Here is a 21563-nt window from a genome sequence, read left to right as displayed (position 1 = left end):
AGCCCCTTGCCAAGGTGCTTTCTTAGAGCTTCACTTAAAATAATGAATCCCCATTGCTTCGCGCACCTCGCCCATCGTTTGGCGGGCTACACTTCGCGCTTTGGTTGTACCTGCCATCAGGATATCATCGATATCCTTGGTACGGTGCTTGTAGAGTTCGCGACGCTCGCGGATCGGCTCAAGCACTTCCTCGATGGCCTCCGTCACCATTGCTTTGCAGGCAGCGCAGCTGATACTGCCCTTTTGACACTGCTCCCGGATTTCTTCGCTGCCTTCTTTACGGAAAATAGAGTGGTAGCCGTAAATCGTACAGATGTCGGGATGACCCGGATCCGTTTTGTGGACGCGTGCCGGATCGGTTGTGGCCCTGCGGATTTGCGAGCGCACTTCCTCGGAGGACGCGTCCAGACAGATGGCATTGCCAAGGCTTTTGCTCATTTTGCTGCCGCCGTCAAGTCCCTCCAGACGCTCGCCGACGAGAATTTGCGGCTCGACCAGCACGGGAGCGTACAGCTCGTTGAAGCGGCGCACGATCCGGCGCGCCTGTTCGATATGGGGAATCTGATCCTCGCCAGCCGGGACGAGCGATGCCTTGAAGGCGGTAATGTCGGCGGCTTGACTGACCGGATATCCGAGAAAGCCATAGTATAAATCCTCGTAGCCGCGCTCCTGTGCCTCGTGCTTCACCGTAGGGTTATGGCGCAGCGAGCTGACGGTGACAAACATGGAATAAATGCAGGTCAGCTCGGCTATTTCCGGGATCATGGACTGAACGAAAATCGTAGCCTGCTCCGGATCGATTCCGACGGACAGATAGTCCAGCGCGACCTGGCGCACGCTATCGGCGAGCATTCCGGGATTATGAAAATGGGTCGTTAAAGCCTGCACATCTGCAAGCATAATATAGGTCTCGTACTGCTGCTGCAGCTGCACGCGGTGTTTCAAGCTACCAACGTAATGGCCAAGATGCAGCTTGCCGGTCGTCCGGTCTCCGGTCAGCACGACTTCCTGTTTTGGTTGAATCTTCGATTGAAATGTCATTGGGATTCCTCCTAAAGTTTAAATATGATGTTCCGTCGCCTTGCCACCACCAGCCATCATCCATGGCCATCACCTCCTAAATAAGTAAAATTCTTATCCGTATTTATACTTCCTGATATCAAAAAAAGCCCCGTCCTAAGGAAAGCGTTATTCCCGGAACCATAACTCCGGTATATCGCTTTCCAAGGACGAAGCTGTCAGCTTCGCGGTGCCACCTTGTTTGACCGCTCTTTTCCATAAGAAAATGCAGCCCTGCTCATCAGGTACGGATTTAGCTCGATGCGTGGCGCCTCCTAAGGTACCCTGCCCCGGTTAACGGTGGGGACATGCCGCCTGTCCTACTGATCGCCGCAGCTGCCCTGCCGCCTGTTCAGACCGGTCACTCCGAAGCCCACTTCCGCGCACGCCGCCACCGGCTTACACCATCCGCCGGCTCTCTGAAAACGATCTGTTCGCGTACTCTTCTTCATCATTGTGAATATGGGAAACATTGTACAGTATTTGGCGGCAAAAGGGAATAGGCGGCATAAGCCCTTGCTTCAAGGACAGATGACGCCGGAACAGCAAAAAGACTGCTCCTTTAAGGAACAGTCTAATTTAATAAGATTACAGCTTGCTCTTGCCCATCTCGCGGAAAGACTCTTCCGCAGCTGCGAGTGTTTGATCGATGTCGGCATCCGTATGAGCCGTGGTCAGGAACCAGGCCTCATATTTGGAAGGCGCGAGGTTGATATTCCGTTCCAGCATATGACGGAAAAATGCTGCAAAGGCTTCACTGTCGGTGTCCTGCGCCTGGTCATAGTTGGTGACCGGATGATCACAGAAATGTGTGGACAGGGAACCGCGGATCCGGTTGATCGTCAGCGGCACGCCGTGGCGGTCAGCTGAAGCCTGCAGCCCGTCGGCGAGCTTGATGGCGAGGCGGTTCATCTCTTCGTAGACACCTTCGCCCTGCAGCACTTCGAGGCAGGCGATCCCAGCGGCAATAGAGGCCGGGTTGCCAGCCATCGTGCCAGCCTGATAAGCAGGACCGAGCGGGGCGACCTGCTCCATAACCTCTTTGCTGCCGCCGTATGCGCCGATCGGCAGTCCGCCGCCGATGATTTTTCCAAGAGCAGTCAGGTCAGGCTTGATCGCATCATGGTTATCGAGTCCGGCAAAGGTTTGGGTTGAACCATAGTGGAAGCGGAATGCCGTGATGACTTCATCGTAAATGACGAGCGAGCCGTTATCATGCGCCATTTGGCAGAGGCCTTCGAGAAAGCCCTTATCCGGCATGACCATGCCGAAGTTGCCGACGATCGGTTCAACCATGACGGCCGCAACGTCCTTGCCCCATTTGTCCAAGGCGTCACGGAGTCCGCCCAGATCATTGAACGGCACGGTGATCACTTCCTGGGCGATGCTGGACGGAACGCCGGCGCTGTCCGGAGTGCCGAGAGTGGAAGGACCTGAGCCTGCTGCAACCAGCACCAGATCGGAGTGGCCGTGGTAGCAGCCGGCGAATTTGATGATCTTGCTCCGGCCAGTATAGGCCCGCGCGACGCGGATCGTAGTCATAACGGCCTCAGTGCCCGAGTTTACGAAACGGACCTTATCCATGGAAGGGATGGCTTCCTTCAGCATACGGGCCAGCTTGATCTCAAGCTCGGTCGGCGTGCCGTACAGTGTGCCGTTTTCGGCCGCATGCGTAATGGCTGCTGTAATATGGGGATGAGCATGTCCAGTAATGATCGGGCCGTATGCCGCCAAATAGTCAGTGTAGCGGTTGCCGTCTTCATCCCAGAAGTAGGCGCCTTTGGCTCTCTTCATAAATACGGGCGCCCCGCCGCCTACCGCCTTGAATGAACGGGAGGGGCTGTTGACGCCGCCGACGATGTGCTGAAGTGCTTCCTGGTAGAGCTGTTCTGAACGTGAACGATTCATGTTTGATTCAACTTCCTTTCTTATATCTAGAAAAAGCAGGCGGGCAGCCCTAATTGCTGCTGCCCGTACTGCTCTTTTGGCTTCCGGACGAAGTGTCCGGTGAATTTGTACCGCTCGATTGAGACTCGGTCTTGCCATCGCTGGAGACGGGTACCGGCTCCGGCTTGTTGAAGATATCCTGAACATAATCCTTCAGTGCCTTCTCGCTTGATACCGTGAGCACGGCCGCTCCGCCTACGTGGGTCTCTTTCAAGAGCTTCATTGGAGGAATCTGCTCACTGCTGCCCATTTTGCACTTATAGGCGACTGAAGCCAGCTTCCACATATCGTCAACAGACATATTGGTGTCGATATAAGGACTGACGCTATTCAGAATATCCGGCAGATTCATGATATTGGTCGTAGACTGCATTTTCTTGGCGACAGTCATCGCGAAATCCCGCTGACGCTCGGTACGGGTAAAGTCAGATGTGGCATCATGGCGGAAACGTACATATTGGAGCGCCTCTTTGCCGTCGAGATGCTGCATGCCCTTCTTCAGATCGATATCATATTGATGATTGTCAGCGGCGCTCGGATAGTACATATCCTTCTCCACGTAATAATCAACGCCCCCAACCGCGTCCACCAGCTTGATAAAGCCCTGGAAATCGGTGTAGACGTAATACTGGATTGGAATGCCCAGCAAATCGCTGACAGCCTTCATGGCGGTTTTCGGTCCATGCGTAATCGCCGTATTGATGCGATCTTTCCCGTGCTCTGGAATATCCGTGTAGGTATCGCGCAGAATAGAGAATAAATTAATCTTCTTTTTGACAGGATCGATGGAAGCAACCATCATGCTGTCAGACCTGGGAATTTCACCTTCCTTGAGGCCGCGTGCATCGACGCCCATGATGAGAATGTTGACTGGTTCGGTGCCTTCCCATTTGGGAGGATCCTGAACTTTGACTTCAACAGGGGACACGTTCTTAAAGGGAGAAGCTTCTCCGGTTTTTTGCAAGCCCTGCAGACCCGTATAAATCGAAGTAAAATAATATACCGCATATCCGATTACAGCCAACAAAACGACGGCAATAATCCATAATATTGTTTTCTTCCTTGACGTCATTCTTCTCTTCCTTTCAATTTTCCTAATAAAGGAGAATGTTGTCTATTTCGACAGAGATTGCTGTCAATTTCGACATTTGTAGGTTAAGGATTCATTTATTATAATTTCTTTTGGCTGTACAATCAATTTCCGATATCGTGTCAATATCTATCAATTTGTCGAAAGGAGGAAAATCAAAGATGACTGAGCTTGCAATCGGACAAGAGGTACCTGATTTTACCCTGCCGGCATCAAATGGTGAAGAAATCACGCTTAGCAGCTATCGCGGACGCAAAGTCATATTATATTTTTATCCGAAGGACATGACCCAGGCCTGCACGGAGGAAGCCTGCAGTTTCCGTGATTCCCATCATATATTGGAAGCGAAAGGGGCAGTCGTACTTGGCATTAGCCCCGATCCGGTCAAATCCCACGTAAAATTCAAGGATAAGCATGAGCTGCCGTTTATCCTGCTGTCCGACGAGGACCATAAAGTAAGTGAGCTTTATCATGTATGGCAGCTAAAAAAGATGTATGGCCGGGAATATATGGGCATTGTTCGCTCGACCTTTCTGATTGATGAAGAGGGAAAGCTGCTGAATGAATGGAGAAAGGTCAAGGTAAAAGGACATATCGAGGATATTTTATCTGCTTTATAAGATTTTTGCTTCTCATCCCAATGGATGAACACTGTGCACTCTCCTGATGGAGAGTGTTTTTTTAGATATCAGCTACATAGACATGTTACTTGATGTATATCGTGAGCTGGCCCTAAAAATGACTGGTTAACGAATCCGTGCCTTAAACCACAACCCTCCTTACATAAATCTATGAAATAAACTCGTAAAAAGTATATGTAAATTCTTTCTTATATTTCTATTGACATAACAACATATTAGAATTAAAATAATTCGTATGCGAAATATTAAAGTTCTGAATAGATTAAGAAACAGGGTGAGTGGATTTTGGATTCGCAGGAACAAATTCTTGAATTGTTGTACTCTTTTCGCCAAGTGCATCTATGCTTCTATCAGTTGTTCTGGAAGGATGCGGAAGCGCTTGGGGCCACCTGGATTCAATATCTGGTGCTGAGAACTCTACGTGATCATCCGGAAATCGGGCTCACTGAGCTGGCAGATTTCATTCTAATAGGAAACAGCACGACCAGCGGTATCGTGGACCGGCTTGTCAAAGCGGGGATGGTTGAACGCAAGCGCTCCGAGACAGACCGAAGATCCATTACGCTGAGAAACACAGAGGAAGGGGAGGAAGTGCTGAAGCGCATGGAAGTCATAAGTAGTGACAACCTTGAACCTCTTTTACAAATTAAAGAAGAGGACAGGCGTCATATGATGGACACACATCAACGGATTATCGATTTACTTACACAAAAAGGGAGCGAGAGAAATACATTATGAATAACAACCAAGCTCAGTCAATAGAGCACCTTAAGAAAGGACCGATTATCGCCGCCTTGCTTATCGGCGCTTTTGTAGCGTTCCTGAATCAGACGCTTATGAATGTCGCCTTACCTAATATCATGGCCGATCTCGGTATTACCCAACCCACAACAGGACAATGGCTGACCACGGGCTACATGCTCGTCAATGGTGTTTTGATTCCAGTCACCGCCTTTTTGATGGCCCGGTTTACGACCCGTCAGTTGTTTATCTCCGCGATGTCCTTATTCTCGATCGGAACGCTCATATGTGCCTTGGCGCCGTCCTTTGCGATCCTGATGGTAGGCCGTGTGATACAGGCAGGGGGCGCTGGGATTGTGATGCCTCTAATGACAGTCGTATTCCTGAACATCTTCCCGATAGAAAAACGCGGATCCGCGATGGGAATGATGGGTATTGCCATGATTCTGGCGCCGGCGATTGGGCCAACGCTGTCCGGTTACATTGTGGAGCATTACACATGGCGTGTGCTGTTCTATATCATTCTTCCATTCTCTGTCATTGCGACGCTGATCGGTATTTTCTTTCTGAAAAATGTAACGAAGGTCACCAAGCCGAAATTCGATAGCATTTCCGTCATTCTGTCTACGATTGGCTTTGGCGGTCTCCTATATGGATTCAGTAACGCCGGTACAAACGGCTGGGGAAGCCAGCAGGTCATTTGGCCACTCGCCATAGGTACGGTTGCTTTGATCGCATTCGTATGGAAACAGTTGCTGTCTGAGACGCCAATGCTCGAATTCCGGATTTTTAAATATAACATGTTTACGCTGACGACCATTATCAACGTGATTATTACGATGGTGATGTATGCGCCTATGATCCTGATGCCGATTTTCATGCAAAATATCCGCGGGTTTACGCCGATGCAGTCCGGTATGATGATGCTTCCAGGAGCCATTCTGATGGGGATTATGTCACCGATTACGGGTGCGATTTTCGATAAAATCGGAGCCCGCATACTATCCGTCATCGGCCTTATCATCACGGTATGCATGGGCTATGAACTCAGCCATTTGACTGTGGATACATCCTACTCTCACATGATGATTGTTTATACGGTGCGCATGTTCGGTATTTCGCTTCTGTCGATGCCGATCCAGACCGCAGGCCTGAACCAGCTGCCGCGCAGCATGAACGCGCATGGTACAGCGATGTACAACACGGTGCGTACGGTATCAGGTTCCATCGGGACAGCCATACTGGTTACGGTAATGACTTCCCATACCAAGAATTACATTACAGAAGGGATTAAAGCTGGTGCCGCCAAAGCAACGGATAAGGCTCAAATGGCCGCTCTGTCTGCACAATCCATGGTTCATGGCATCAACGATGCTTTTAACATTGCCACCTGGCTGAGTGTCGCCGCGCTGATCCTGGCGTTCTTCATTAAGAAAACAAAACCGCATGAGGAAAACCTGAAGGCGGAAATGAAAAAAGTTGGAAATACTTCTGCAGCATAAGGTTAATGCCATTATAGATCTAATAAAGATATGTCATACAAAAAGACGCACCTGTGAGCGGCAGGATGCGTCTTTTTTTGTGATCTATTTTAGCGTTTTGGATACCGGTTTAGGTTTAAGCTTACGTACCATCTTGTTCAACAGCGTTGAAAGCGGCTTTCTGAAACGGTACACGACAAAAGTAAGGACAATCAGCGCGATGGCCGCAACGATCCATACGGAGTACTTTTCTGCGAGGTGGAATACATGGTTCCACTGTGGCCCGAAAAGCTTGCCGATGCTTAGGAACAGAACGACCCAAAAGAGTGCGCCGCTGTATGCATACAAGGCAAACTTCCGGAAGGAAAGGTTGATGATCCCTGAAAAATATCCGCTAAAATGGCGTGCGCCGGGAATAAAATAACCAATGAAAATTAGACCCTTACCGTATTTGTTGAACCACTTTTGCGCTCGTTCGATCTTATGCTCGGTCAATAATACCCATTTTCCGTACCGCTTTATAAAGGGAAGACCTAACTTCAGGCCAATAAAATACGTGATGGTAATACCGATCGTCGTACCCAAAAATGCGAGCAGAATTAGCAAACCAAAATGCAATTTCCCCTCATAGGAGAGATACCCCGCATAGGCCATCGTCGTTTCACCCGGGAAGGGGAGAGCGATGAACTCCAGTACCAACCCCAGAAACAAAACGAAATAACCGTAATCGCCAAACCATAGCTGTATCCACTTTAGCAGTTCCAACGAAACTCACTCCAAACCAGATCCAAGTTGTGCTTGCTTATTGTCTTAAAAAGTGCAGGACTAAGAGTCTATTTACAACCCTTCCACCATATAATCTACCAGAAAGCAGAATTCATAGAAATAGTGGAGGTATTCGTCAATGGTTAAAAGGTTGTTGCATAGCAAAAAAAGAGCGGCTTGCTTCGGACTTGTCATGCTGCTGTTGATGCTTTTTTCATTTCAGGGAGAAGGATCATTTCCTTGGCGCCTGCAGCCTGCGGCTGCGAAAGCTCCGATACAGCCCGTAAGCCAGCAAGAGATTAAACCGATGTATGCTTCTTCATCTTCGAAAGCCAAGTCTGCAACAGACGCACCCGGAAAAACGGTCTACCTTACGTTTGACGATGGACCGAGTGCTTTAACCGGCGAAGTTCTTGATATTTTGAAAAAAAATAATATCCATGCGACCTTCTTCGTCCTTGGTGAGCAGGTCAAGCGTTATCCTGAGCTGCTGCAGCGTATTTATGAAGAGGGACATGCCATTGGCAATCATTCGTATGATCATAATTATACAGAGCTTTATAGCGGATTTCCTGTCTTCTGGGATCAGATCAAGAAAACCGAAGAAGAGATAAACCTCATCACAGGCATTCGTCCGCAGTTGGTAAGAGCCCCTGGGGGGACAGCTGGCCACTTCGATGATACTTATTTTAGTCTAATGAAGCTGGGCGGATACGTTGTAACGGATTGGAATGTGGACAGCGGTGATTCGAAGCGCCGGGGAGTGCCTGCAGCTGAAATCGTCAAAGGGGCTGAAACGCCAGTGAAATCCGATCAGGTCGTCCTTTTGATGCATGACGGAAGTGGTCATAAAGAGAGCGTGAAGGCTCTGCCAACGATTATATCCTGGTATAAAAGCAAAGGGTTCCAGTTTGGGGTTCTGTCGCCGGACAAGGAGCCTGTACAGTTCAAGGTAAATGACAAGGCAAGGCAGCTCAAGCGCAGCGCGCCAAGCGAGGCATGGGTGCAGTCCCATGTCGCAGGCAATGCGGCTTTGTTTGCAGACGGCAAACCGCTGCGGCTTGAAGTGGGGCCTCAGGAAACGACGCTGCAGCCAGGGGAATATCTGTATGAGAACGGACATTATCTCGTTCCAGTCCGTACTGTGGCGGAACGGCTCGGAGGAACGGCGGTATGGAATGCCAAAGCGCAAACGGCGGGCATTACCCTTAAGGCGGATACGGATACTACGTTGCTGATTCATACGAAATCCGAGCTGCTGTCTGTCATGAATTCCGGTAAGAAGCAATCCGACATATCTACGTCCGTGAGTCTCAAGAATGATGCCGTCTGGATACCTCTCCGCGATCTGTTTGCCACCGCGGGGTATATGAATATTGCCGCATCTGAGAATAGTGTGGAACGACGGGTCAAGGTATTCTAATAATCTAGCATAATTATCAGAGAGACATGTCTACTTCCTTTCATTTATGGAGAGACTGAATTTTATAGATTCTATGAATTCGACTCCAAAATGAATCGGAGGTTATGTAATTGTCTACTCCTTCCATACAATATCAGGACTTGGCTCCTGAGCTGCTTGAACGGGTCATAGCCCGTGTAGGAACCGTTATTGTCGGAAAAGAGGCCCAGATCAGGCTCGCGCTTATGTCTATGCTATGTGGCGGTCACATTCTGCTTGAAGATATGCCCGGTGTGGGCAAAACCATGCTGGTCCGTACGCTTGCAGCCTGTCTTGGTGCGAGCTTTGGCCGCATCCAGTTCACCTATGATTTGATGCCGGCGGATGTGACGGGAACATCCGTATACCGCCAGCACAACGGTACATTCGAATTCCGTCCGGGGCCGGTCATGTCCAATCTGGTGCTGGCCGATGAGCTGAACCGTGCTTCACCACGGACTCAGTCAGCTCTGCTGGAGGCCATGGAGGAACACCGGATCACGATTGATGGAAGCACGTACCCGCTGCCGCGTCCATTTTTGCTCTTGGCGACCCAGAATCCTCTGCAATTCGAAGGAACCTACCGGCTTCCCGAAGCGCAGCTGGACCGTTTTCTCATGAGGATTCATCTGGGATATCCGGAGCCTGAGCAGGAAATGGAGCTTTTGTCACGCATGCAGGGAGGTCAGCCGCTGGAGCAGATCAAGCCTGTAATGCTGGCAGAGGAAATGGAAAAAATGCAGCGCGAGGTTAAAGGTGTTTTCGTGGATGATTCCATCAAGTGGATGCTGGTGCAGACCGCGGATGCTTCGAGACATCATTCCAGGCTTCAGCTCGGCATCAGTCCGCGGGGGACGTTAGCGTGGATGCAGGCTTCCCAGGCAGCCGCTTATATGGCCGGGCGTACTTACGTGATTCCGGATGACATGAAGCATACGGCTGTTCCTGTCTTGGCTCACCGGCTGCAGCTCAGCCATGAAGCGGTGCTGGCCGGGGTGCAAGGCGAGGATATTGTGCAGGAGCTGCTGACCCGTCTAGTCCTGCCGCATGCCGGCCGAAAAGGAGTACGGCCATGAGGAGGCGGCTTAAGGAGTGGACAGGCGGAGCTATCGTGCTCGTTGTTCTGACTGCATTGTATCTCTGGCATGGGGGAGCATCGGCACTCTATATGCTGCTGCTCACGGGTTTGATTGCCGTCTCTGGAGTTCTGATGCAATGTCTAGGCCCGCGGAGGGTTACCATTAAACGTCAAATGTCGCAATCTGTGATACCCGCAGGCGAAACCGCGGTCATGCAGGTAGAGGTAAGCTTTCGTTCCTTTCTACCCGTTCCGTGGCTTGCTGTGGAGGACTACTATACCGGAGGAAGCAGCCGGCAGGTACTCTTTCCCGGATTCCGGCGCAGTTTGACTTACAGCTGCGAGCTGCGCGGTCTGCCGCGCGGCGTATATTCCTTCGATGCCTGCCTGCTGGAATGGGGCGGGCTGTTCGGCTGGTTCAAAGGAGGACGTGTCCAAAGATCGGAAGGCCGTCTACTGGTTCTTCCGAGGCCGCTGCCAATCGCAAGCGCTTTGGAGCTGCCAGCCGCTTCCGCCCAGGCTGCGCAGCAGCCGGTTCAAACGGCGGAACACCGGAATGGTGCCAAAAGTCCGGAGGTCAGAGAGTACATGCCCTCCGATCCACTAAACCGGATTCACTGGAAGAGTTCCGCCAAGCGCGGCAGTCTCTATACCTGTATACCCGAGGATGAGCGGGATCTATTTTGCCTGGTCATCTTGGACTGTTCGCGTCAGGGGTATGTTTTCAGTGAAGATACAGAGGAACAGAAGCGGGAGAACAGAAATTTGTCTTTCGAAAATGCTGTATCGGCAGCCTCAGGGATATTGGGCGAAATGATGCGCACCGGAGCAAGGGGCAGACTTATATGCGGGGCGCTGGACACGAAGGAGAACAGCATCACGAATATGGATGAAGAGAGAGCTGCAAGCAGCCGCGATGACTATACTCGAATTCTTGCTGCCTTGTCACCTGTCAGATTGGGGGAGGGGCCTCCCCTTTCATCCATAATGGACGAAGCGCTGAAGAAGACAGTTCCAGGCACGCGCGTGATCGTCGTTACAGGCAGGCTGGATCATCAGGCGGCTGAGGCTGCCGCCCGGATGATTGCACGCGGCATTCAGGTCGACTTCTACTGCACCGCAGCGTACGGCCAGCAAGGCAGCTTGAACGGGGGCAAACAGGATATACATGCAGGAAGCGGATCTTCTTTTGCGACGGCCGTCCGGTTGTCGCGAATGGGAGCAGGCATGTTTGCTGTGGACCAAGACCGGGTAACCCGAATCGGTTTAGTGGATAGATCTCCTCAGGGTGAGGGGGTGATCTAAGATGGATAACGGAAGAGATCCGCTTTTGTACCGGATATGGATTTCACTACCTCTAATGGGACTTTTCATCGAATGGCTATTGCCGTTAAGGCCGCTTGATGTGATGTCGTTCAGCCAGGATTGGTTTGGGGTCATGTATATATTCACGGGGCTGCTGCTTTTGCTGGGAGTCTTTTGCCTCAAATGGTCCTTATCCCTGCCCTTATACGGGCTTTGCACGCTAGGAGTTTGGGCATATACGGTTCGACTGAGCGGAGAAGAGTCTGGGCTATTGTCCTCCTTCTCCTTGCTGCTGAAGGATGTGGAACTGCTCCTCTTAACCGGACATTTCTCCTTGATGAGCCAGGAATCACGCATGCTGGTGCTCATGATCGGCTGGGCCTTGCTCGTCTATTCGGTGCAGTCTTTGGCGCTTCTGCGCAGCAGCGTTCTGCTTTTCGCGGCGGCTACACTGCTGTATTTGTTCTGTCTTGAAACGCTGCTGAATCTTCCTGTGTATGATGACATTATCCGGACCAGTGCTTTGATTCTGATGCTGCAAGGCATGGTGCATCTCTCCCGATTGAGAGAAAGCGGAAGATCGTATGTCATTCCGAGGCCTATATATGGCATATGGGGGTTATCCCTCGCGGCAGCCGTGCTGCTGCTGGTGGCCGGGAGCTGGGCCGGAGGCATCTTATCGGAGCAGAAGCCCGCGGCCCGCATCTCGCTCCAGCAGGTGGCGGAACGTGTGGCTGACTGGATGAAGACAGGATACAGCGGTGGTGAAGCAACTGCAGTGACGGGATATAACTTATCCGGCGAAGAGGAGGACATGGGGATTCCTCTGCATCAGGGCAGCCGTATTTATTTTACGGCGCAGACACCATCTCCCACTTACTGGCGCGGGGAAACCTTCAGTGAGTATAACGGCAGAAAATGGACAGAGCCTGACAATGCCGTGAAGGGCGGCTATGTCCCAGGCGTCATTGTAGGGCAGGACAAGGCCTCGGAGGGCCTTAAGACCATCACGCAGCAAATAACGTTTGAGCGGCCGCTGCTGCAGAGCTTTCCGCTGTTTGGCGGGGGAATGATCGCCGAAGTAGTCGATCTGCAGCTATCTTCGGCAGGAACCGTCCTTCCCGCGGCGATCGAGCAGAACACCGATGCGGGTACGGTGAAGGTCATGATGGATAGAGGCCAGCCGCAGGTTGAAAGCTATACCATAAAAGTGCTTATGCCGGACACGAACCCGAATCGACTCAGCAGCGATTCTGGAGACGATCCTCGAACTATCAGGGACCGCTATCTGCAGCTCCCGGATGAGCTTCCGCAGCGTGTGAGGAGTTTGGCCGCCGAGATTACCAAGGGCGCTGTGAACCGTTACGAGAAGGTCGAGGCAGTAAAAAGCTATCTAAAGAAACATGAACACTATACATTGGAAACGAGAGTGCCGCCAGAAGGTCAGGACTTTGTTGATGATTTTCTGTTTGTAACTCATGACGGATATTGCAACCATTTTTCTACGGCAATGACGGTGCTTCTGCGCAGCGAAGGGATTCCGGCAAGGTACGTGAAGGGATTTGCTCCGGGTACTCCGGATCTGAGCCATCCAGGGCGTTATTCGGTCAGCGACGGGGATGCGCACTCTTGGGTGGAGGTCTATTTTCCCGAGTCAGGCTGGGTCGCCTTTGATCCAACACCGGGCTTTGCCATTTCAAACGGCTCGTCCAAGTCCACCTCTTCTTTGCATCAGATATCCGTAGCCGGAGGCGATGTTATTCTGAAGTTATCAGGTCTGGCGGAAAAAGGCCTGTACCGTACTATGGACTTCATTTGGAGCAGGAAGCTTATATTGGCAGCGGGACTGGTTTTGGCAGGGCTGCTGACGCTAATTATCATTCAGCTCATGCCGTCCCTGCGGCTGCTGCCGCTTTGGCTCCGCCTTCATGTGACCCGGCGCCGATTCCCCGGCAAAGCCGAGCTTTTAAAGTGCGCCAATCCCGTGTGGAGAGCCCTTGCGCACCGCTTCGGTACTGCCCCTGCGGGTTATACTGTAAGAGAATATTTGCAGAGCCTTCCTGTTGAAGAGAAAGAAATTCGCGCTTTGTTATACGATTTTTCCGCCGATTGGGAAATGATAGCTTATGATGAAGGTCCGATGGAAAGAGGCAGATGTATTGCTTTCATGCGTCGATGCCTACGAATCCCCAAAAAAATGGCATAAGCTTGCCTGCCCGGTTTTCTTGACGGTATGAATTATCGTTGCGTATAATTAATTTCAACAATTGAGGGAGGCACGTTAATGAACAAACCAAATGAAATCATCGTTGTTCTGGACTTTGGCGGACAATACAATCAACTTATTGCACGACGCATTCGCGATTTGGGAGTATACAGCGAACTGCTGCCTTTTAATACACCGATCGAAAAAATTCGTGAGCTTTCTCCGAAAGGGATTGTATTTTCCGGTGGACCGATGAGCGTATACGCGGAAGACGCACCCCATGTGGATCCGGCGATTTATGAACTGGGCGTGCCGATCTTCGGTATTTGCTACGGTATGCAGCTGATGGCCCATCAGTTGAACGGTAAAGTGGAACGTGCAGCGAAACGTGAGTACGGTAAAGCCGATCTGGAATTTGCTCCGAATACGACGCTGACTAAAGGACTGGATTCCAAGCAAACCGTATGGATGAGCCATGGGGATCATGTGGTTGAGCTGCCTGAAGGCTTTAAGCTGGATGCAGGTACCGAATCGGCACCGATTGCTGCCATGAGCAACCTGGACAAGCAGCTTTACGCGGTTCAGTTCCATCCGGAAGTACGCCACTCTGTCAAAGGTAATGAAATGATCCGCAACTTCATTTACGAAATATGCCATTGTGAAGGCAACTGGACCATGGAAACTTTTATTGAAGATTCGATCCGCGATATCCGTGAGCAGGTCGGCGACCGGAAAGTGCTCTGCGCGCTGAGCGGCGGCGTGGATTCTTCCGTTGTGGCGATGCTGATTCATAAAGCGATTGGCGATCAGCTGACCTGTATGTTCATCGATCACGGTCTGCTGCGCAAAGGCGAAGCAGAGAGCGTTATGGAAACCTTCGTAGGCAAATTCGATATGAAAGTTGTTAAAATCGATGCGCGCGAGCGTTTTCTCGGCAAACTTGCCGGTGTCGAAGATCCCGAGAAAAAACGCAAAATTATCGGCAACGAGTTCATCTATGTATTCGACGAGGAATCCGCTAAATTTGACGACTTTGATTTCCTGGCCCAAGGTACGCTGTACACGGATATCGTAGAAAGCGGAACGGCAACGGCTCAAACGATCAAATCGCATCACAATGTCGGCGGATTGCCTGAAGACATGAAGTTCAAGCTAATTGAGCCTTTGAAAACCCTATTCAAGGACGAAGTGCGCAAGGTCGGCGAAGAATGCGGTCTTCCAGAAGAAATCGTATGGCGTCAGCCATTCCCTGGTCCGGGTCTTGCGATCCGTGTTCTGGGTGAAGTCACTGAGGACAAGCTTACGATCGTACGCGATTCGGATTACATCCTGCGTGAAGAGATTGCCAAAGCGGGCCTTGACCGCGAGATCTGGCAGTATTTTACTGCTCTTCCGAACATGAAGAGTGTCGGCGTCATGGGTGATGAGCGTACGTATTCCTACACCGTAGGTATCCGCGCCGTAACCTCTATTGACGGCATGACGGCCGACTGGGCACGTATTCCTTGGGATGTGCTTGAGAAAATCTCTGTTCGTATCGTCAACGAAGTAGAGAACGTCAACCGCATCGTGTACGATGTGACTTCGAAGCCTCCAGCGACGATTGAGTGGGAATAGGCCCCGAGCTATAGCCATGTATATGAGATCCGTTTCTCTCGCCTGAGGGAAACGGATTTTTTGCACCAAAAAGGCTGCTACTGACGCAATACGCGCTAGAGGCAGCCTTTTTATGTACATTACTTTTCTATTCTTCAGTATGTTCGTTTTGCAAACTCTCCGAGGCCGGGTCTTCGCCAGGAAAGTGCCTTTCCTCTTCCGCATGTAGCTCCAGATTTTCGTTGCCGAAACTACGCGGGCCACGCTGCCCTTCTTGCCATAGCGAGCTTTTTCCGATGGACTCGGCTTCCAGGCTTGAACCGTAGGGCCCTTCGGGGAATTCCTCAGGAATCAAATCATTCTGCTGTGATTGTACGGTGGACACATCATTGTTTTCAATATCGGAATCCGGTGTATACACCTTAAAGCACCTACCTTTTGCAATACTAGAAGTATGTTTTTCTAATGAGTAATGTCTCCCCTGCATTCGTTTTCTATCCCTAGTTTACATTTATCGCATATAATGAGATTAAGTACCATTACGTCGTGAGGGAGGAGAGTTTAGGTATGCTAACAAAAGAGTCGCTGGAAACACCCTGCATACTGATTGATGAACATATTGTGCAGCGCAACATCGATCATATGGCGGAATGTGCTGCCCGCAGCCGGGTGAAGCTCCGTCCGCATATCAAGACGCATAAAATTCCCGAGTTTGCGCTGAGACAGCTCGTCAAGGGGGCTGCCGGCATTACAGCTGCAAAGGTAAGCGAAGCGGAAATTATGGCTGAACATGGTGTTGATGATATCTTTATCGCCTATCCGGTGGTATCTCCGTCCAAAATCAAGCGGATCATTGCACTTGCCCAAAAGATCCATGTCATTGTTGGTGTGGAAAGCCTTGAAGGAGCAACCAATCTCTCCAGGGAAGCTGCTGAAGCGGGAATTACGCTTTCTGTGCGACTGGAAATAGACACGGGACTGGCGCGTACCGGAGTCAATCCGGACAAGGCTATAGAGCTGGCACAGCAGATCTCTGCACTGCCAGGGCTTGACCTAAGCGGCATTTTCACGTTTAAGGGTGCCGTCTTCAAAGGAGTAGGAACGCTGGACCTGAAGGCTGCGGGACAGGAGGAAGGACGTATCATGGTCGAAACGGCTGAAAAGCTGCGTGCCTGCGGCATCGCCATCCGTGATGTCAGTGTTGGTTCGACGCCTACTGCTGCATATGCGGCCGAAGTCGAAGGCGTAACGGAAATTCGCCCGGGAACCTATATTTTTTATGATCGCATGCTTGAGGTTATGGGGGCTTGTTCCAAAGAGGATTGGGCAGCAAAAGTTCTCGTTACTGTTGTAAGCGTTCCCGCTGAGGATTGGTTTGTAGTGGATGGCGGTAGCAAAGCCTTTGCGACGGATGTCCAGCCGGGGCAGCAACCGCTGAATCTAAAGGGTTTTGGCGAAATTATTGGCCTGCCTGACGCTGTATTCGAGAGAATGAATGAGGAGCATGGCATGATCCGCACGAGCGGCCCGCACAGACTGCATGTCGGAGACATTGTTGAAATTGTACCGAATCATATTTGCCCTACAATCAATCTGCATAATGAAGTATTCGTGTCGCAAGAAGGAGCAATACGGGCCGTACCTGTTCTGGCAAGAGGAAAGCTAGCTTAGAAAAGCGGGGGGATGTCATCATGCTTGATATCATTATCGAGAATGGGAGACTTGTAGATGGAACGGGAAACCCTTGGTATTTTGGACAAATTGGCATCAAGGACGGTGTGATAACCTATGTGGGCAGAACCGATCATGAGGCATTGGAGCGGATCGACGCGAAGGGACAGGTGGTGGCTCCGGGCTTTATTGACGGACACTGTCACTCCGACCTGTTGATTTTGGACCAGCCTGAAAGTGAGTTTAAAATGCAGCAGGGTGTTACAACGGAAGTCGTGGGAAACTGCGGTCTCGCTCCGGCGCCTTATTTTAAAGACCGGGCAGGAGAGCTCAAGAGCTATATCGAGCCCGTGATCGGGCGCACCGATTGGCCTTGGCCATGGGAAAACATCGAGGAATACCTGCAGCATTTGGCGAAGGCGCGGGCATCCGAAAATGTCTCCACATACGTGGCGCATGGCGCTCTGCGTATTTCAGTGATGGGCTTTGCCAACCGTCCGGCGACCCCGGACGAGCTGAACCGGATGAAATGGCTGCTGGAAAACGGCCTCAAGGCAGGAGCGATCGGTCTGTCCATCGGACTCCTCTATGCACCGGGCAGCTATACCCCCAAAGAGGAATTGGCGGAGTTGTGCAAGGTTGTCGCCGCATACGGCGGACTTTTCTCCACACATATCCGAGGGGAGGGCAATAACCTGCTGGCATCGGTCAGAGAGGTCATCTGGATTGCGGAGCAAAGTGGTGTCTCCCTGCATATCAGCCATCTGAAAGCAGCGGGCCGCATCAACTGGGGGCAGACCCAAAACGCGCTTGCTTTGATCGATGAGGCGAGAAGCCGCGGCATGGACGTTACTTGTGATGTGTATCCGTATTCTGCAGGGTCAACCACTTTGACGACGGTGCTTCCCCCGTGGGTACTGGAGGGCGGTATTGATGCCACGCTTCAGCGGATAGCGGATCCGTCCGTGCGGAAGAAGATCAAGCAAGAGCTCCGGGAAGAACAAACGACGTGGGATAACCTCGTATGTTCAACCGGCTGGCAAAGCGTGTTCGTCTCGTCCGTCCCATCGGCTGCCGGGAAGCTGCTGGAAGGCAAGCACATTGAGGAGATCAGCGAGCTGTGGGGGATGGATCCGGAGGATGCGGCGCTGGAGCTTTTGGCGAGGGAAAATGGACAGGTATCCATTGTTTATTTTCATATGTCCGAAGAAGATGTGAGGGAAGTCATCCGTTATGACTATTCCCTGATCGCTTCCGACAGCCTGGGCTGCGTTACCGGCAAACCGCATCCGCGTTCCTATGGAACCTTCCCGAGACTGTTCGCAGAGTACGTACGCAAGCATAAGACACTTACCCTGGAGCAGGCCGTCCGCAAAGTGACCTCCTATCCTGCGCAGCGCTTCAAGTTAGGCAAAAGAGGCTTACTCGTTCCGGGTTTCGCTGCCGACATCGTTATTTTTGATCCGGCAACCATCATAGATACAGCTACATACCAAGACCCGATCCGCTATCCAGAGGGGATTAGGGCGGTACTCGTCAATGGGCGCAAAACTATGGAGCATCAGCAGCACACGCATGAACGCCCTGGAGTATTTATTCCGCTGCAGCACTGCTGCCGGTAATAAAAAGTCGCGGATAACGCATCAACCAACTTAAAGGAGATGACGATCATGGCCAAAATCGAAAAAATTCTTGAAGAAAAAGGAATCGTGCTTGAAAAGGTACCCGTTCCCGTGGCAGAGTATGTTCCGGCCAAAACTGTAGGCAACCTCGTGTACACTTCCGGTAACGACTGCCGCTTGAATGGCAAGCTGAAATATACAGGCAAAGTGGGTAGTGACCTTACGGTAGAGCAAGGGTATGATGCTGCACGGCAGGTCATGATCAACCTGATTTCGGTGCTGAAAGAACATTTGGGGGATCTGGACAGGGTGAAGCAGGTTGTCAAAATGCTCGCTTTCGTCAATTCAGCAGACGGTTTCGCTCAGCAGCCGTATGTGATTAATGGGGCATCCGAGCTTCTGGTTGAGGTTTTTGGCGAAAAAGGGAAACATGCGCGTTCTGCCATTTCTGCCAATGAACTTCCTTTTAATACGCCTGTAGAGATTGAATTGATCGTTGAAATTGAATAAAAAAGGATAAATCCCACCAATTCCGAACGTTAAGGATATGAATTTGTTTGAATATTCGTTTTTTCTATTGACAATTTTCGTCTTTCTCCCTAGAATAAATGTTGTGAGAAACGACAATATATAAAAACTTTTTTCGTATAATCCCCGGAATTGGCCTGGGAGTTTCTACGAGATCACCGTAATGATCTGGCTACGAAAAGAAGAGATGGCGGATAGCCTGCCTGCGTATTGGTACACCTTATTTGCAAGGTAATCCTTCGCGCGCGTGCACGGACAAACTCTCTTTTCTTTTATGAATAATGCCTGCGGATCGATGACGGTCTGCGGGCTTTTTTGTCGTCCTGACTCAATTTTCTAAGGGGGATTTAGTTAAAATGGAGCGTTTCTTTAAGTTAAAGGAACACGGAACGAATGTAAGAACAGAAATCATCGCCGGTCTTACCACCTTTATGGCAATGGCGTACATCCTTTTCGTCAACGGGTTGTTTCTAGGGGAGAATGGTGCCGGAATTCCGAATGAGGGCGTATTCTTCGCGACGGCAGTCGGAGCGGGTCTGGTTACGATTATTATGGGATTGTTCGTCAATGTTCCGATTGCTTTGGCACCGGGAATGGGGCTTAACGCTTACTTTATGACAGTGGTTCTTAGCTCGAACGGTGCGATTACCTGGCAGGCAGCACTGGGTGCGGTATTTATCTCGGGTGTCATTTTCATCATTCTGACAGTGACCAAGGTTCGTCAAATGTTGATGGTAGCCGTTCCTCAAAACTTGAAAAGCGCCATTACGGTTGGTATCGGTTTGTTTATCGCCATTATCGGCTTCAAACTGAGCAACCTGATCTCCATTTCGATAAATCCAGGTACGGATGTAAGTCAACCGGTTGGTGGTGCAAGCTTCAACCTGTTGCTTAGCGATTTCTTTACGCATAAAGATGCTCTTCTTGCTTTGATTGGTCTTTTGTTTATCGCCGTTCTGATGGTGCTTCGTGTAAAAGGTGCACTTTTGATCGGGATTGTAGTAACAACGCTGATCGGTATTCCAATGGGAGTTACGGACGTAAGCAGTCTGACTCATGCCAACTGGATTCCTTCCTTCTCGAACCTGGCTGTTGGCCAGCTGGATCTGAAGGGTGCACTTCATATCGGTTTGTTTGATATCGTATTTATCTTTACTTTTGTTGAATTGTTCGATACCTTCGGTACATTGGTAAGTACAGCTACTCGTGCGGGTCTGATGAAGGACAAAGAAAAAGGCGAAAAAACGATCGGAAAAGCCATGCTGGTCGACGCTGTTGGCGTCAGCGCAGGCGCGGTTCTCGGTACAAGTACGATTACGGCGTTTGTTGAAAGTACAGCAGGTGTTGAAGCAGGCGGACGTACGGGTCTGACGGCTGTAACAACCGGCGTTATGTTCATTCTGTCTCTGTTCATTGCTCCACTGGCTCTCGTGGTTCCTTCGGCTGCAACTGCTCCGGCGCTGATCGTCGTGGGCGTGCTGATGATGAGCCAGGTCCGCAGCATCGAGTGGGATGATTTCTTTGAAGCTTTTCCTGCGTTCCTGGTGATCGTTCTGATGCCTTTCACAGGCGGTATTGCCAATGGTATCTCGGCTGGTATCCTGTCTTATGTGATTCTGGCGCTCTTCGCGAACATCGTTACCAAGCGTAAGATCAAAATCCACTGGTTGATGTGGGTGCTCGCAGTAATCGTCATCTTCCGCTATGCTTTCCTGGGTGCTGCGTAACGTATATATAGAAGAAAAGGTGCCGTTTTCCTCCGGAAGGGAGGGAGACGGCCCTTGTTTTATGAGAAAAGAGCTGTACGTTATTGTTCCATGCGAATATAGTGCTGCTTTGAATGATTGAGGAACGGCGATGCTGTTCATCTGTATACTGCAATCTTTACCGGAATAATTTTTTCGAAAAAAGTGTTGCATTATTTCTGTGCACATGGTATATTCTAATTCCGGCCAAGAAAACACGAAAAAGTGTGCTCTTAGCAAGCGAAAAGCTTAAAAAGAGATTTTAAAAAAAAGCTTGCACAAAACAGCCGAACATGATATACTATAAAGGTTGTCGCCGATGAAGAACTACAGCGGTGATGAGAAAGAATTTGATCTTTGAAAACTGAACAACGAGTGAGATACAGACTTCAGCAATGAAGTCAAAACGCAAAGCAGTTCGGTCCCCGAACTGTGGAGCACAAATGAGATTTAAATCTCGTCAGATTCAAAATGAGTCACAAACTTTATTGGAGAGTTTGATCCTGGCTCAGGACGAACGCTGGCGGCGTGCCTAATACATGCAAGTCGAGTGGACTTGATGAGGAGCTTGCTCCTCTGATGGTTAGCGGCGGACGGGTGAGTAACACGTAGGCAACCTGCCTGTAAGACTGGGATAACTACCGGAA

General features: G+C 50.5%; 17 protein-coding genes, 1 rRNA gene, 1 riboswitch and 1 other annotated feature. Of the genes, 13 read left to right on the top strand and 5 right to left on the bottom strand.

All coding sequences use genetic code 11. The annotated features are described in order from the left end of the window. Window positions 1-30 precede the first annotated feature (30 nt). The 3 genes from trpS to MUG84_RS08285 form a co-directional block, all read right to left on the bottom strand. Window positions 31-1041: a tryptophan--tRNA ligase gene (gene trpS, locus MUG84_RS08295; protein WP_244723499.1), complete on the bottom strand. Its 1011-nt coding sequence runs from the start codon at window positions 1039-1041 to the stop codon at window positions 31-33. A 181-nt stretch (window positions 1042-1222) separates the two neighbouring features. After that, window positions 1223-1523 (bottom strand) — a binding site (T-box leader). Window positions 1524-1647: 124 nt separating this feature from the next. After that, window positions 1648-2967: a glutamate-1-semialdehyde 2,1-aminomutase gene (locus tag MUG84_RS08290; protein WP_244723496.1), complete on the bottom strand. Its 1320-nt coding sequence runs from the start codon at window positions 2965-2967 to the stop codon at window positions 1648-1650. Between the two features lie 49 nt (window positions 2968-3016). Beyond that, window positions 3017-4078, bottom strand: a complete 1062-nt coding sequence (locus tag MUG84_RS08285; RefSeq protein ID WP_244723494.1) for an LCP family protein — start codon at window positions 4076-4078, stop codon at window positions 3017-3019. Window positions 4079-4257: 179 nt separating this feature from the next. On the opposite strand from MUG84_RS08285, the gene bcp reads away from it, so the two are divergent. The 3 genes from bcp to MUG84_RS08270 all read left to right on the top strand — a co-directional run bounded on the left by bcp (window position 4258) and on the right by MUG84_RS08270 (window position 6980). Beyond that, window positions 4258-4716 carry a thioredoxin-dependent thiol peroxidase gene (gene bcp / locus MUG84_RS08280; RefSeq protein WP_244723491.1) on the top strand — a complete coding sequence of 153 codons (459 nt, stop codon included), beginning with the start codon at window positions 4258-4260 and terminating at the stop codon, window positions 4714-4716. A gap of 306 nt (window positions 4717-5022) precedes the next feature. Beyond that, window positions 5023-5475: a MarR family winged helix-turn-helix transcriptional regulator gene (locus MUG84_RS08275; RefSeq protein ID WP_244723489.1), complete on the top strand. Its 453-nt coding sequence runs from the start codon at window positions 5023-5025 to the stop codon at window positions 5473-5475. Further along, complete coding sequence (locus tag MUG84_RS08270; RefSeq protein WP_244723486.1) at window positions 5472-6980, top strand: DHA2 family efflux MFS transporter permease subunit; 1509 nt, start codon at window positions 5472-5474, stop codon at window positions 6978-6980. Before MUG84_RS08275 ends, MUG84_RS08270 begins: the two co-directional genes overlap by 4 nt. Before the next feature lie 84 nt (window positions 6981-7064). Here the strand turns inward: MUG84_RS08270 and MUG84_RS08265 are convergent, their stop codons facing one another. Beyond that, window positions 7065-7724 (bottom strand): DedA family protein, encoded by a 660-nt coding sequence (locus MUG84_RS08265; protein ID WP_244723465.1) that lies wholly within the window; start codon window positions 7722-7724, stop codon window positions 7065-7067. A 139-nt stretch (window positions 7725-7863) separates the two neighbouring features. Between MUG84_RS08265 and MUG84_RS08260 the strand changes: the two genes are divergently transcribed. From MUG84_RS08260 to guaA, 5 genes are all read left to right on the top strand, one after another. Further along, window positions 7864-9147, top strand: a complete 1284-nt coding sequence (locus MUG84_RS08260) for a polysaccharide deacetylase family protein (protein ID WP_244723462.1) — start codon at window positions 7864-7866, stop codon at window positions 9145-9147. 110 nt (window positions 9148-9257) lie between these two features. Beyond that, window positions 9258-10241 carry an AAA family ATPase gene (locus tag MUG84_RS08255; RefSeq protein WP_244723459.1) on the top strand — a complete coding sequence of 328 codons (984 nt, stop codon included), beginning with the start codon at window positions 9258-9260 and terminating at the stop codon, window positions 10239-10241. Next, a complete protein-coding gene (locus tag MUG84_RS08250) occupies window positions 10238-11548 on the top strand; it encodes a DUF58 domain-containing protein (protein ID WP_244723455.1) in 1311 nt (436 codons plus the stop codon). Before MUG84_RS08255 ends, MUG84_RS08250 begins: the two co-directional genes overlap by 4 nt. Window position 11549: 1 nt before the next feature. Further along, window positions 11550-13754 carry a transglutaminase-like domain-containing protein gene (locus MUG84_RS08245; protein WP_244723453.1) on the top strand — a complete coding sequence of 735 codons (2205 nt, stop codon included), beginning with the start codon at window positions 11550-11552 and terminating at the stop codon, window positions 13752-13754. A gap of 78 nt (window positions 13755-13832) precedes the next feature. After that, window positions 13833-15371: a glutamine-hydrolyzing GMP synthase gene (gene guaA / locus MUG84_RS08240; protein WP_244723450.1), complete on the top strand. Its 1539-nt coding sequence runs from the start codon at window positions 13833-13835 to the stop codon at window positions 15369-15371. Window positions 15372-15498: 127 nt separating this feature from the next. Here guaA and MUG84_RS08235 read toward each other — a convergent pair whose 3' ends face one another. Next, entirely contained in the window at window positions 15499-15771 is a 273-nt protein-coding gene (locus tag MUG84_RS08235) for a hypothetical protein (RefSeq protein ID WP_244723431.1), read from the bottom strand. Between the two features lie 146 nt (window positions 15772-15917). Here MUG84_RS08235 and MUG84_RS08230 point away from each other — a divergent pair, with 146 nt between their 5' ends. From MUG84_RS08230 to MUG84_RS08210, 5 genes are all read left to right on the top strand, one after another. Then, a complete protein-coding gene (locus MUG84_RS08230; RefSeq protein ID WP_244723427.1) occupies window positions 15918-17021 on the top strand; it encodes an alanine racemase in 1104 nt (367 codons plus the stop codon). Window positions 17022-17041: 20 nt separating this feature from the next. Continuing rightward, the gene (locus MUG84_RS08225) at window positions 17042-18643 is read left to right on the top strand and encodes an N-acyl-D-amino-acid deacylase family protein (RefSeq protein WP_244723424.1); all 1602 of its coding nucleotides are present in this window, start codon (window positions 17042-17044) and stop codon (window positions 18641-18643) included. 48 nt (window positions 18644-18691) lie between these two features. Further along, window positions 18692-19153 (top strand): RidA family protein, encoded by a 462-nt coding sequence (locus MUG84_RS08220; protein WP_244723421.1) that lies wholly within the window; start codon window positions 18692-18694, stop codon window positions 19151-19153. Between the two features lie 113 nt (window positions 19154-19266). Beyond that, a riboswitch (purine riboswitch) is annotated at window positions 19267-19366 on the top strand. Between the two features lie 161 nt (window positions 19367-19527). Beyond that, entirely contained in the window at window positions 19528-20898 is a 1371-nt protein-coding gene (locus tag MUG84_RS08215; protein ID WP_244723417.1) for an NCS2 family permease, read from the top strand. Window positions 20899-21401: 503 nt separating this feature from the next. Continuing rightward, window positions 21402-21563: ribosomal RNA gene (locus MUG84_RS08210) — 16S ribosomal RNA — on the top strand; the annotation flags it as partial.

The sequence above is a fragment of the Paenibacillus mangrovi genome, assembly GCF_022898935.1.
Lineage (GTDB): Bacteria > Bacillota > Bacilli > Paenibacillales > Paenibacillaceae > Paenibacillus_AQ > Paenibacillus_AQ mangrovi.
This window is presented reverse-complemented; position numbering and strand designations above follow the sequence as displayed.

Excerpts from the sequence above, each read along its gene's own strand:
- MUG84_RS08260 (WP_244723462.1), top strand. The coding sequence starts at position 7,864 with ATGGTTAAAAGGTTGTTGCATAGCAAAAAAAGAGCGGCTTGCTTCGGA.
- MUG84_RS08245 (WP_244723453.1), top strand. The coding sequence starts at position 11,550 with ATGGATAACGGAAGAGATCCGCTTTTGTACCGGATATGGATTTCACTA.
- MUG84_RS08290 (WP_244723496.1), bottom strand. The coding sequence starts at position 2,967 with ATGAATCGTTCACGTTCAGAACAGCTCTACCAGGAAGCACTTCAGCAC.
- bcp (WP_244723491.1), top strand. The coding sequence starts at position 4,258 with ATGACTGAGCTTGCAATCGGACAAGAGGTACCTGATTTTACCCTGCCG.
- guaA (WP_244723450.1), top strand. The coding sequence starts at position 13,833 with ATGAACAAACCAAATGAAATCATCGTTGTTCTGGACTTTGGCGGACAA.
- MUG84_RS08270 (WP_244723486.1), top strand. The coding sequence starts at position 5,472 with ATGAATAACAACCAAGCTCAGTCAATAGAGCACCTTAAGAAAGGACCG.
- MUG84_RS08225 (WP_244723424.1), top strand. The coding sequence starts at position 17,042 with ATGCTTGATATCATTATCGAGAATGGGAGACTTGTAGATGGAACGGGA.
- MUG84_RS08215 (WP_244723417.1), top strand. The coding sequence starts at position 19,528 with ATGGAGCGTTTCTTTAAGTTAAAGGAACACGGAACGAATGTAAGAACA.
- MUG84_RS08220 (WP_244723421.1), top strand. The coding sequence starts at position 18,692 with ATGGCCAAAATCGAAAAAATTCTTGAAGAAAAAGGAATCGTGCTTGAA.
- MUG84_RS08250 (WP_244723455.1), top strand. The coding sequence starts at position 10,238 with ATGAGGAGGCGGCTTAAGGAGTGGACAGGCGGAGCTATCGTGCTCGTT.
- MUG84_RS08285 (WP_244723494.1), bottom strand. The coding sequence starts at position 4,078 with ATGACGTCAAGGAAGAAAACAATATTATGGATTATTGCCGTCGTTTTG.
- trpS (WP_244723499.1), bottom strand. The coding sequence starts at position 1,041 with ATGACATTTCAATCGAAGATTCAACCAAAACAGGAAGTCGTGCTGACC.
- MUG84_RS08230 (WP_244723427.1), top strand. The coding sequence starts at position 15,918 with ATGCTAACAAAAGAGTCGCTGGAAACACCCTGCATACTGATTGATGAA.